This is a genomic window from Klebsiella sp. WOUb02 (assembly GCF_050058015.1).
Taxonomy (GTDB): Bacteria; Pseudomonadota; Gammaproteobacteria; order Enterobacterales; family Enterobacteriaceae; genus Klebsiella.
On record NZ_CP170110.1, the window covers coordinates 2,552,510 to 2,563,827 of the forward strand.

The window sequence follows — 11,318 nt, forward strand, 5'->3', positions numbered from 1 at the left end:
GGCAATCAGGTCGAAGCCCGGCTGCGCCGCAGCATAACGGCCAGTTGCCAAAGGTTAATCAGCACGATAATCGCCGTGGCGATGAACACCCAGCGGAAACCGGCCATTGCCGATACCGAGGCGCCAATCAGCGGCCCGACCACGTTCCCCAGATACATAAACGACTGGTTATAGCCGAAGATGCGTCCGGTAACGCTATCGCTGCAGTATTTGAGCAGCAGAGTTTGCACCGCCGGCAACATCGCGCCGTCGGCAAATCCGAGCAAAAAGCGCAGCACGCCCAGTTGCAGCGGCGTGGTCACGAAGGACATCGCAAAGAACATCACCACCGCGCAGCACAGGGTCGCCAGCAGGATCCGCGAAGTTCCGATCCGATCGCCAAGCTTGCCTAAACGCGGGGCCGAGAGCAGCGCCGAAACGCCCGGCACGGCGGCAATCATTCCGGCAAGGAAGGCGATATTATTACTCTCCGGGGCCATCGATTTGATAAACAGCGCCAGAATCGGACCGATTGAACCATTGCATAGCTGAATCACCAGGGTTGTGAAAAACAGGCTAATCACCAGGCCCGGGTACGGCAGCGAAGCAAACACCTCTCTGCCGCTCAGGCGATCCTCTTTGTTGACCTGCGGGCGCACGCCCTCTTTAATCAGGAATAGCGTCACCAGGAAGCTCACCGTCAGCAAAATAGCGGTAATGATAAACACCATCCGCAGCCCAACGTGGTCGGCCAGGAAGCCCCCCAGCAGCGGTCCGCCGATTACGCCGCTGATTTGCGCCGTCGATAGCGTACTGAGCGCCCAGCCGCTGCGCTCTCGCGGCACCTGAGAGGCCACCAGCGCCATCGCATTGGGAATATAGCCGGACGTCAGCCCCATCACCGCACGCAGGATAAACAGCTGCCAGACGTTGGTCGCAAAGGCCTGAAGCAGGATGGCAATCGCCATTCCCAGGGAGGCGCGCAGCAGCATCAGCTTGCGCCCTTTGCGATCCGCAAGGCTGCCCCACATCGGCGAAACGATGGCTGATATCAGGAAGGTGACGCTAAAGGTCAGGCCCGACCACATCGACAGCGCCTCATGAGAGGTGACGCCGAGCTGGGAAACATAGAGCGGCAAAAAGGGGAGAATTTGGCTGATTGCCAGGCCGGTAAAAAAGCAGCCGAACCAGACGGAGATTAGGTTAACCTTCCAGGATTCCATAACTACGCGTATTCATTAGTTTTTGTGAATTATTATCTAGCTTAGCAATTTCCCCCGGCGGGCGTATTACCAGAGATGCGCTCACGATCAGTTTGGTATTTTATCGCTCCATATCCCGATTTATAAAATATTATCAGAGCTAATCGCCGGAGCCCCAGCGCGTTGTGCTAAGTCTCCGCCACCGGCGCGCATCGTCTCGCGCCCTCGCCTGCCGATCCGCAGCGGCGGTTGAACAGCTTTTAACCCCCTGCGGCGTGGCGCAGAGATTCTGGCAGCCACGCCGTCATCGCGCATGCTATGTTATGTGCTTTGATGTAATCAGGATGGAAGTTGAAATGGCTAAGATGAGGGTTGGGATCGTTTTTGGCGGCAAGTCGGCAGAACATGAGGTGTCGCTGCAGTCGGCGAAGAACATCGTGGAAGCAATTGATAAATCGCGCTTCGACGTCGTTCTGCTGGGGATTGATAAACAGGGTCTCTGGCATATTAACGATGCCGGTAACTATCTGCTGAATCCGCAGGATCCCGCCCGTATTGCGCTACGCCCTTCCGATGTCACGCTGGCGCAAATTCCCGGCCGCGAATCCCGGCAGCTGATTAATGCCGACAGCGGTCAACCGCTGGCCGCCATCGACGTCATTTTCCCGATTGTCCACGGCACCCTTGGAGAAGACGGCTCGCTGCAGGGTATGCTGCGGATGGCAAACCTGCCCTTCGTCGGCTCCGACGTGCTCGGCTCCGCCGCCTGTATGGATAAAGACGTCACCAAGCGCCTGCTGCGTGACGCCGGCCTGTCTATCGCGCCGTTTATTACCCTGACCCGCGCTAACCGCCAGCGTTTTAGCTTCGCGGAAGTGCAAAACACCCTCGGTCTGCCGCTGTTTGTCAAACCGGCCAATCAGGGATCGTCGGTGGGCGTGAGCAAGGTGAACAACGAAGCGCAGTACCAGCAGGCGGTCGCGCTGGCCTTTGAATTTGACCATAAGGTTGTGGTTGAACAAGGGATTAAGGGGCGGGAGATCGAGTGTGCGGTATTGGGTAACGACGAACCCGAGGCCAGCACCTGCGGCGAAATCGTCCTCAACAGCGAGTTCTACGCCTACGACACCAAATACATTGACGATCAGGGGGCGAAAGTCGTCGTTCCGGCGGCTATTGACGGTGAAGTGAACGATAAAATTCGGGATATCGCCGTTCGAGCCTATCAGACGCTCGGCTGCAGCGGCATGGCTCGCGTCGACGTGTTCCTGACGGCAGATAATGAAGTTGTTATCAATGAAATCAACACCCTGCCGGGCTTTACCAATATCAGCATGTATCCCAAGCTGTGGCAGGCCAGCGGGCTGGATTATACCAGCCTGATCACCCGCCTGATTGAGCTGGCGCTGGAGCGTCACGCCGCCGATCGCGCGCTGAAAACCTCGATGAACTGATAATACTGCCCCGGCGGCGCGACGCCTGCCGGGGCGACAGGTTTACGGCCCGTTCGGCCACAAACCTGTCAGCGCCCTAGGCTTTCTCTGCCGGACGACGGCGAATAATAAATCCCGCCAGCCAGAAGCTTATGACCCAGGTCACCAGCCCGACGGCATAGGATTGCCAGCCCTGAGTTTCAAATCCCAGCAGCCCCACCACGCCATTCAAAATAAAAATTAACCCCAGCGCAATAGCGTAATAGTGCCAGTCGCGGCGAATTTTCTCAGTGAGCTTCATGACAACTCCAACGGCAAAAAAAAGCATCTTCGCACAGGCGCCATCCGCGGTCTGTAGCGGCGTTGATAATTATTTCACGGTGGGAGATGGCTCTCCATTTCACAAATTTTTAACGCGCTCGCAAAGCGGCAAGTTCAGGAATATTCCTGGCCGGAATTACCAGCAATCTGATACTGGATAGCACCCTCCGCTGCCAGAATAATCGCCGTATAGCCGGTGTAATGCGGCAGAGAAGTGGAGTACGGAGGTTATATGGCAGAGTTTGCCTTTTCAAAAACGCTCTTTGGCAAAAAAAGCAGGAGCCCGCTGACCAGCAGCAATATCGCCTACGGACTGTTTGTGCTGTTCTGCTTCTGGGCCGGCGCGCAAATGCTGAGCATGCTGGTGCACGCCCCCGGCGTTTTTGAACGCTTAATGCAGGTCCAGAATAGCCACCATCCGCGCGTCGAAATAGGCCTCGCGGTGGGGACAATTTTTGGCCTGGTCCCCTTTCTGTTTGGCTGTCTGCTGGTCGCGCTTCTGGGGCTGTTCCTGCGCTGGCGCAATAATCGCTAACGACGCGCCATGCAGCTGGCGCGCCGGTCATCGACCCGCTTCGCGAACCAGGCGGTTGTCAAATTTCGCGTAATTTTAGGACTTTCGAGCTGGATCCCGGGGAGGATTTCCCGCGGTACGGCCTTGCCCGCTTGCCGATCGGCAAGACGGAAAATCTGCTGATAGAGGTCGGTTTTTTCAAACGCCAGGCTATCGCCTTTTTTCAGCTGCCGGTGAATATCGTCATCGCTCATCTTCAGCTGTCCGGCTACCCGCCGCACCGCCAGCTCCCGTGCTTCCCGGCTCATCGCTGTCGTAGCGAATCAAATCTCCGTCCAGCGCCAGCTTCACGCCGCTAACTTTGCTGACCGCATGCTGAAACGCGGCGTTGCGGCTGGCGTACCAGCCGGCGTTGAAGTCAGCAAAACGATACAGCGGCACGCTATAGTTCGCCGGATAGTTCAGCAAATGCCGGGTGCCAAACCACAGGCCGCCGCGCAGGCTAAAGACCTCCTTGCGCACGGTGCCCTCCATTTTCCACGGATAACCGTCGGTATGCTGCTGGGCGAAGGCGATGCTGACCTGCATCGGGCCGCCGGTATGCACCGGATTGAGGGAGCCAAACAGGGTCTGGCCCATCGGCACCATATCGATAAAATCGTCAAAAACGGCGCTTAGCTGCTTCTCCGTTTTCACGCTATCCAGGCGCTCGCTGTAGCTTTTGCCGTTCGGTGAAGGGATTTTTAGCGCGGTATGCACGACGAACAGCGGAATGTGCATTTTCTCCGCCCGGCGGTCAATCTCCTGCCAGGCGATTTTATTCAGCCCCGGCACCACCGGGTCCGACTGATAGTTGGACTCCTGCTGGGCCACCGCCAGCACCGAACAGACGTTTTCTTCCGTCGGCGCCAGCTTCTGGCTTTCGAAGGCTTTGGCTATCGCCTGCGCCCATTGATCACGGTCCTTCACGCTAGCCGGCATTTTTTGCCGTACCACGGCGGCAACGTCCACGGGCTTTTCACCTTTGTTTAGCGCCGGTCCCTGATTGCTGGTACAGGCGCTGAGCACCATCCCCGCCAGGAGCGTCAGGGAGAGCGAAACGATACGGGTAGAGGCTGCTGCCGCCATAATCCTTCCTTGAGATAATTAACCGAGCGTTTGCGTCACTTCGCTCAGCTCTTTGCCATCGAGTTCACGTTCAAAGCTGCGCAGACGTTTGTAGATGGACATCAGCTCCACCAGCGTCGTCCAGGAGCTGATCAGGTACTGGAACGAACCGCGCACCTGGCCAAAGACGTTGGTTATCTGCGTCATCAGGCCCAGCGTAATAGTACCGGCCACGATCGACGGAAACAGCAGGAACAAACCGAAAACGTTATCGACCTGCAGATAGAGAATGCGCGCGATGTTGAAGTACATATAGTGGAAATAGAGGCGGAAATAGTTGCGGCGTACGGCGCCAAACAGCTCGCGTACGGTCGGCGGCGTCGCGCGAGCGGCATCGTCTTCGCCATACACCAGCTCTTTGCGATAGGCCGCCTCAACGCGCTGGTTTTTAAACTCGAGGCCCGGCAGCTTAATCCCCACCACCGCCAGCATACCGGTTCCCATCAGCGACCAGACGATCGCCGCAATCACCAGGCCATACGGCAGGTGGCCGACAATCGGCAGATCCGGCTCGTGCTCGGAGAGGGTCACCAGCACCGGCAGGAAGGCAATCAGGGTCATCACCGCGTTGATAAAGCTAACGCCCATATCCTCAAGGGTAGAGGCAAAGCGCATGGTATCTTCCTGCACACGCTGGGCCGCGCCTTCGATATGGCGTAAGTGATGCCAGTGCGCCATGTAGTGTTCGTTCATCGCGGTGCGCCAGCGGAAGACGTAGTGGCTGACGAAAAAGTTGTTCATCACGCCGATAATGACCGCAATGAGCGCGATGCCGAGGAATACGCCGATCTCCTGATAAAACTGGTTAATGCTGACCTTATGCGGGGTGGCCAGCGCGGACTGAATCAGATCGTAGAACGGCGCGTACCAGGCGTTGATCGCCACCCCGACTTCGACCATAAACCAGGTGACGAAGATAATCAGCGCGGTGCCGAGGATCGACCAGTACTGCCAGCGATGCGGACTGTAGATAAACCAAAACAGAGCAAACGCGCCGACGCAGAACATATAGTAAACGTAGAACAGCAGATAGTTCAGCGACCAGAAGCGCGCGGCGCTGATGGCCACGTTTTGCGAGGCCCCGGTTAAGCGCAGCAGCCAGTCGCCGCCGCCCGCCTGCCAAAAGATCACCGCCAGCAGTGACCAGATAAAGGCAGAGATAAAAAACGGCCCCGGTTTGGGGAAAAAAGATTTAAACATCATGCTCTCCTGCTAACTTCTTCTCATTCTGATTATGCTGTGTACCACGACAATGCCCGCCGCAGAGGGGCGGCGGCAAAGAAAGGCAACCGGATGATGAGACCGGATATCAGCAGCTTAGTTCGTCTGCCAGGCGCTAAGAATTGTTTCTGTGGGTTTCACGCGTAGCGGATTGCCGGGGACGGTCAGCGTGCGCCAGACCTCGTTATAGTGGGCAATCAGCGTTTGCGCCTGCGCCGCGGCGCGGTTGGCGGTAGTGTGCGCATCTTCGGCAACGGTAATGGCATAGCCGCGGCTGGCGCCGTTTTTGATAGTGGTATCGACGCAATAATCGGTTGCGCAGCCGCAAATGACGAACTCTTCGATGTTCAGGTCGCTCAATAGCTGCGCAAGGCGGGTTTGATAGAACGCATCGCAGGCGGTTTTGGTGACATACAGCGATCCCGCCGGCTGCTCCAGTTCCGCCAGCAGGGCGAAACCGTCGCTGCCCTCTTCCAGCCCGCCGTCTTCGGCGTGTTGAATGAAAATAACGCGATCCGCGGCGCGTGTCAGGCGGTTAATATGCACGACGCAGCGCGCGCGCTCAACCCGCGGCGTCGCAAAGACGCCATTTTGCATATCGACTACCATTACCACCCGCAGAGTCGCCATCTCTCTCATCTCCCGATTAATCAAACGCTCATCATACCCGCCCGCCGGAGAAAGCGGATATGCCCATGCGCAAAAAAGTCCTTTTTACGCACCGTTACGTTTTTCCGCACAATATTGACGTTATTCCCGCCTTGCTCTGCCTCGGTTCGTAGTATAAATACGCTCTATATTTCTTTTCATCATATGGATACCCAGTTGAAACGTAGTCTGCTCATTTTTGCTGCGCTGTGCGCGGCGTCGTGGACATCGGTCCAGGCTGCTCAACCAAGCGTCGATCCGGAATTTGCCTCCGATGTTGTCGACCGTTACGCCAACCATATCTACTACGGCAGCGGCGCCACCGGTATGGCGCTGGTCGTCATCGACGGCAACCAGCGCGTTTTTCGCAGCTTTGGCGAGACGCGTCCGGGCAATAATGAACATCCTCAGCTGGACTCCGTCATCCGCATCGCCTCATTGAGTAAGCTGATGACCAGCGAAATGCTGGTGAAAATGCTCGATCAGGGGGTGGTTAAGCTTAACGATCCGCTGAGCAAATACGCTCCTCCGGGCGCTCGGGTACCGAGCTATCAGGGCACGCCGATTACGCTGGTTAACCTGGCGACGCATACCAGCGCCCTGCCGCGCGAACAGCCCGGCGGCGCGGCGCACCGCGCGGTCTTCGTCTGGCCAACCCGCCAGCAGCGCTGGGCATGGCTGTCGACGACGTCGCTGAAGGCCGCGCCCGGCTCCCAGGCCGCTTACTCCAACCTCGCTTTCGATCTGCTGGCGGACGCCCTGTCGAACGCCGCGGGCAAGCCTTATCCGCAGCTGTTTGAAGAGCAAATTACCCGCCCGCTGGGCATGAAGGACACGACCTTTACGCCATCGCCGGATCAGTGCGGCCGCCTGATGGTCGCCGAGAAGGGCGCCAGCCCGTGCAACAACACCCTGGCGGCGATCGGCAGCGGCGGCGTTTACTCCACGCCGGGCGATATGATGCGCTGGATGCAGCAGTTCCTCTCTTCTGATTTTTACACCCGCGGCCGGCAGGCCGACCGCATGCAGACGCTGATCTATCAGCGCAGCCAGTCTGACTCGCGTTATCGGTATGGACGTGCCGGGGAAAGCCGATGCGCTGGGCCTTGGCTGGGTTTATATGAAGCCGAAGAATGGGCACCCGGGCATTATTCAGAAGACCGGCGGCGGCGGCGGATTTATTACCTATATGGCGATGAACCCGCAGGCTAATGTGGGCGCCTTCGTGGTGGTCACTCGTTCCTCGCTGACGCGCTTTAGCAATATGAGTAATGGCATCAATGACCTGGTCAGCGAATTGAGCGGGGAAAAACCGCTGCCCGTTCCCGAATCCTGATTAATATTCTGAAGGCAAATGGTTGATGCTGACCAGTTTGCCTTTATTCATTTCGATATAACCGCCTTTACGCAAAGCGGCAAGCACTTCGGCCACCACGGAGCGCGAAATACGCGTTTTTTGATGGATATAATTCATCACGCCAATACGAATACGTAACGATTCGTCCCAGCCAATCATCGACAGCAGCGTTGCGCGAATTTGCTCATAGGAGTTATTCCCGATAAGCTGCAGATCGCGCAGCTCCATTATGCGGTGTCAGCGAGGAAAGGTTCAATGATTCTTTAGCCAAAGTCCGAAACCGGACAATAATTTAATCAGCACACCTACCGAAAATAATAAAACAAATACTCTGATTTCAGTTAATTAGATGATTAACAATCATCAAATATAAAATAAAAAAATACATTGGCAAACAAAATAACAGTGAATAAAAATACCAAAACCTCCACCGAATTAAATATACAAATTCAATTAATTCCCAAAATACCCAATAAAATAATTATCACCTGAAAATATAAATATCCCCATGCGTATTTCATTAAGGATCTCGTTTTTATTGCCAGCGCCGTCCGGCCGAAGGGAGATTTTAAGCCACTTTCGTAAAACGTCGGCCCTCAGGTTCAGGTATACTGCGGTCTTTCATTTCACAAAATCAGGCAAACCATGACAGATTTAATCACTCGCCCGCGCCGCTTGCGTCAGTCCGCTTCGCTACGAGCCATGTTTGAAGAGACAACACTGAGTTTGAATGACCTGGTGTTGCCGATCTTTGTTGAAGAAGAAATCGACGATTACAAAGCCATCGAAGCCATGCCCGGCGTGATGCGCATCCCGGAGAAACACCTGGCGCGTGAAATCGAGCGTATCGCCAACGCCGGTATCCGTTCGGTGATGACCTTCGGTATTTCCCATCACACCGATGCCAACGGCAGCGATGCCTGGAACGAAAACGGCCTGGTCGCGCGGATGTCGCGTATCAGTAAGGATGCGGTACCGGAGATGATCGTGATGTCCGATACCTGCTTCTGCGAATATACCTCCCACGGCCACTGCGGCGTGCTCTGCGAGCACGGCGTAGATAACGATGCGACCCTGGTGAACCTCGGCAAGCAGGCAGTTGTTGCGGCAGCGGCCGGCGCTGATTTTATCGCGCCATCCGCCGCGATGGACGGTCAGGTGCAGGCTATTCGCCAGGCGCTGGACGCCGCAGGCTTTACCCGCACGGCCATCATGTCCTACTCCACCAAGTTTGCCTCATCGTTCTACGGCCCGTTCCGCGAAGCGGCGGGTACCGCGCTGAAGGGCGATCGTAAAACCTACCAGATGAGCCCGATGAACCGCCGGGAAGCGATTCGCGAGTCGCTGCTGGATGAAGCCCAGGGCGCTGATTGCCTGATGGTGAAACCGGCCGGCGCCTATCTCGATATCCTGCGCGATATCCGCGAGCGCAGCAATCTGCCGCTCGGCGCCTACCAGGTCAGCGGCGAGTACGCGATGATCAAATTTGCCGCTCAGGCGGGCGCCATCGATGAAGAAAAAGTGGTTCTGGAAAGTCTTGGCGCCATTAAGCGCGCCGGCGCGGATCTGATCTTCAGCTATTTCGCCCTTGACCTGGCCGAAAAGAAAATCCTGCGCTAAACCTGCAGCCTCCGCACGCAGGCCGGAAATTCTCCTGGCCTGCGTCGCGCTTTTAGGCCCGCCAATGCCGAATATTCACCCAACTGCAATATAAGCGACATTTCCGCCTTCTACTGTCTCGGCAGGACGGAGGAGGAAGCGTTATGTTTAGTCTCGATCATGTACTCGACGACCTGTGGCCTGAGGCCAGGCCCGCCGCCTGGCAAAAGAAGCTGCTAAAAAAACTGCTCCATGAGGAAGAGTTTCAACAATTTGCCGCCCGCCATCGCCACCTGAAGGGGCTCGATACGGTCGAACAGGTGCTGGAACACCTTAATATTCGCTGCGCTATTCCGGCGCACGATCTGGAACAAATTCCTGAACACGGCCCGCTGGTGATCGTCGCCAATCATCCTACCGGTACCCTGGACGGCCTGGCGCTGCTCTACGCCGTCTCCCGCGTGCGCCGCGATGTCAAAGTCGTGACCAACCGCCTGTTGACCCACCTTGAGCCGCTCAGCTCGCTGTTTATTCCGGTCGATAACATCAACGGTCGTACCGCTAAAGCCGCGCTGCAGCAAATGGATCGCCAGCTACAAAACGGCGGCGTGCTGATCTTTTTCCCGGCAGGTGAGGTCTCGCGCCCGACGCGCCGGGGGATCCGCGATAAGAAATGGCACCCCGGCTTTATCAAGCTGGCGACCAAATATCGCGCCCCGCTGCTGCCGGTGTGGATCCGCGCGCACAACAGCGCCCTGTTCTACGCCAGCACCCTGCTGTCAGAAAACCTGCCGCTGCTGCTGCTCATGCAGCAAATGTTCCGTCGCCGCAACGGCAGCCTGCCGATCGGCATCGGCCAGCAGATTGCCTGGTCCAGCTGGTATAGCCCGCAGATGTCGCCGCGCGAGCTGGCGGATCGCTGCTACCGCCACGTCGAACTGATGGGCAAAGGTCAAGCGGGCCTATTCAAAACGGAAAGCGCCATCGCCCGCCCTGAAGATCGGGCGCTGATAAAACGCGAGCTACACCGCGCGGAGCGTCTGGGACAAACCGCTGACGGCAAAACCATCTACCTGTGGCAGCGCAACGGTCAGGACGACGCCCCGCTGCTACGCGAGCTCGGCCGCCTGCGGGAGATCGCCTTCCGCGCGGTGGGCGAAGGTAGCGGCAAACGGCGCGACGTCGATGGCTACGACGATGATTATCTGCACCTGATTCTGTGGGATGAGGAGGATCTGGAAATCGTCGGCGCCTATCGCTTTATGCCCACCGCAATGCAGCTGGAAAAACGCGGGCTGGAGGGCATTTACAGCTACAGCCTGTTCCATTACGACCAGCGGATGGACGACATTCTCCGCCACGGTATTGAGCTGGGGCGCAGCTTTATCCAGCCGCGCTACTGGGGACGCCGCGGGCTGGATTATCTGTGGTCGGGCATCGGCGCGTACCTCGCACGCTACCCGCACTACCGCTATCTGTTCGGCCCGGTGTCGATTTCCGGCGGCCTGCCGCCGGCGGCCCGCGATCTGCTGGTGGCCTTCTATCGTCTGTGGTTCCCGGCGACTCACCCGCTGGCGGAGTCGCGTCGCCCCTATCCCGCTTCGCTGCCCGACGTGCTGGCGCAGTTCAGCGGCGAGGATTATGCCGAAGATCTCACCCGGCTGAAGTCGCTGCTCGGTAATCTCGGCTGCGCCATTCCGCCGCTATATAAGCAATATTCCGAGGTATGTGAACCGGGCGGCGTGCAGTTTATCGACTTCGGCAGCGACCCTGATTTTAACAACTGCGTAGACGGGCTGGTGCTGGTGGATCTGACCTACCTGAAGGCCAACCGCTATCAGCGCTATATCGGCGCGCATCTGTAATCGGCCCGGCCT

General features: G+C 57.2%; 8 protein-coding genes and 3 pseudogenes. 5 read left to right on the plus strand and 6 right to left on the minus strand.

The genetic code is table 11. From position 1 onward, the window contains the following. Window positions 1–5 precede the first annotated feature (5 nt). A complete protein-coding gene (locus ABOC21_RS19250) occupies window positions 6–1,202 on the minus strand; it encodes a multidrug efflux MFS transporter (protein WP_426812912.1) in 1,197 nt (398 codons plus the stop codon). A 335-nt stretch (window positions 1,203–1,537) separates the two neighbouring features. Here ABOC21_RS19250 and ddlA point away from each other — a divergent pair, with 335 nt between their 5' ends. Next, complete coding sequence (gene ddlA / locus ABOC21_RS19255) at window positions 1,538–2,635, plus strand: D-alanine--D-alanine ligase (protein ID WP_426812913.1); 1,098 nt, start codon at window positions 1,538–1,540, stop codon at window positions 2,633–2,635. 76 nt (window positions 2,636–2,711) lie between these two features. Here the strand turns inward: ddlA and ABOC21_RS19260 are convergent, their stop codons facing one another. Next, window positions 2,712–2,915: a DUF2754 family protein gene (locus ABOC21_RS19260; protein ID WP_426812914.1), complete on the minus strand. Its 204-nt coding sequence runs from the start codon at window positions 2,913–2,915 to the stop codon at window positions 2,712–2,714. 252 nt (window positions 2,916–3,167) lie between these two features. On the opposite strand from ABOC21_RS19260, the gene ABOC21_RS19265 reads away from it, so the two are divergent. Beyond that, a complete protein-coding gene (locus tag ABOC21_RS19265; protein ID WP_426812915.1) occupies window positions 3,168–3,470 on the plus strand; it encodes a DUF2755 family protein in 303 nt (100 codons plus the stop codon). Here the strand turns inward: ABOC21_RS19265 and ABOC21_RS19270 are convergent. The 3 genes and pseudogenes from ABOC21_RS19270 to ABOC21_RS19280 form a co-directional block, all read right to left on the minus strand. Further along, window positions 3,467–4,577: pseudogene (locus ABOC21_RS19270) on the minus strand (DUF1615 domain-containing protein). The gene ABOC21_RS19265 and the pseudogene ABOC21_RS19270 overlap by 4 nt on opposite strands. Before the next feature lie 18 nt (window positions 4,578–4,595). Beyond that, window positions 4,596–5,816 carry a peptide antibiotic transporter SbmA gene (sbmA, locus tag ABOC21_RS19275; RefSeq protein WP_426815538.1) on the minus strand — a complete coding sequence of 407 codons (1,221 nt, stop codon included), beginning with the start codon at window positions 5,814–5,816 and terminating at the stop codon, window positions 4,596–4,598. Between the two features lie 117 nt (window positions 5,817–5,933). Continuing rightward, window positions 5,934–6,446, minus strand: a complete 513-nt coding sequence (locus ABOC21_RS19280; RefSeq protein WP_426815539.1) for an isochorismatase family protein — start codon at window positions 6,444–6,446, stop codon at window positions 5,934–5,936. 216 nt (window positions 6,447–6,662) lie between these two features. Here ABOC21_RS19280 and ampH point away from each other — a divergent pair. After that, window positions 6,663–7,821: pseudogene (gene ampH, locus ABOC21_RS19285) on the plus strand (D-alanyl-D-alanine-carboxypeptidase/endopeptidase AmpH). On the opposite strand, the pseudogene ABOC21_RS19290 reads toward ampH, so the two are convergent. Then, window positions 7,822–8,079 (minus strand): annotated as a pseudogene (locus tag ABOC21_RS19290) (helix-turn-helix domain-containing protein); the annotation flags it as partial. 408 nt (window positions 8,080–8,487) lie between these two features. On the opposite strand from ABOC21_RS19290, the gene hemB reads away from it, so the two are divergent. Further along, complete coding sequence (gene hemB, locus ABOC21_RS19295) at window positions 8,488–9,462, plus strand: porphobilinogen synthase (protein ID WP_426812916.1); 975 nt, start codon at window positions 8,488–8,490, stop codon at window positions 9,460–9,462. A gap of 143 nt (window positions 9,463–9,605) precedes the next feature. Then, window positions 9,606–11,306, plus strand: a complete 1,701-nt coding sequence (locus ABOC21_RS19300) for a lysophospholipid acyltransferase family protein (protein WP_426812917.1) — start codon at window positions 9,606–9,608, stop codon at window positions 11,304–11,306. Window positions 11,307–11,318: the final 12 nt, after the last annotated feature.

Coding starts and splice junctions, on each gene's coding strand:
- ABOC21_RS19300 (WP_426812917.1), top strand. CDS start 9,606: ATGTTTAGTCTCGATCATGTACTCGACGACCTGTGGCCTGAGGCCAGG.
- hemB (WP_426812916.1), top strand. CDS start 8,488: ATGACAGATTTAATCACTCGCCCGCGCCGCTTGCGTCAGTCCGCTTCG.
- ddlA (WP_426812913.1), top strand. CDS start 1,538: ATGGCTAAGATGAGGGTTGGGATCGTTTTTGGCGGCAAGTCGGCAGAA.
- ABOC21_RS19265 (WP_426812915.1), top strand. CDS start 3,168: ATGGCAGAGTTTGCCTTTTCAAAAACGCTCTTTGGCAAAAAAAGCAGG.
- ABOC21_RS19260 (WP_426812914.1), bottom strand. CDS start 2,915: ATGAAGCTCACTGAGAAAATTCGCCGCGACTGGCACTATTACGCTATT.
- ABOC21_RS19280 (WP_426815539.1), bottom strand. CDS start 6,446: ATGGTAGTCGATATGCAAAATGGCGTCTTTGCGACGCCGCGGGTTGAG.
- ABOC21_RS19250 (WP_426812912.1), bottom strand. CDS start 1,202: ATGGAATCCTGGAAGGTTAACCTAATCTCCGTCTGGTTCGGCTGCTTT.
- sbmA (WP_426815538.1), bottom strand. CDS start 5,816: ATGTTTAAATCTTTTTTCCCCAAACCGGGGCCGTTTTTTATCTCTGCC.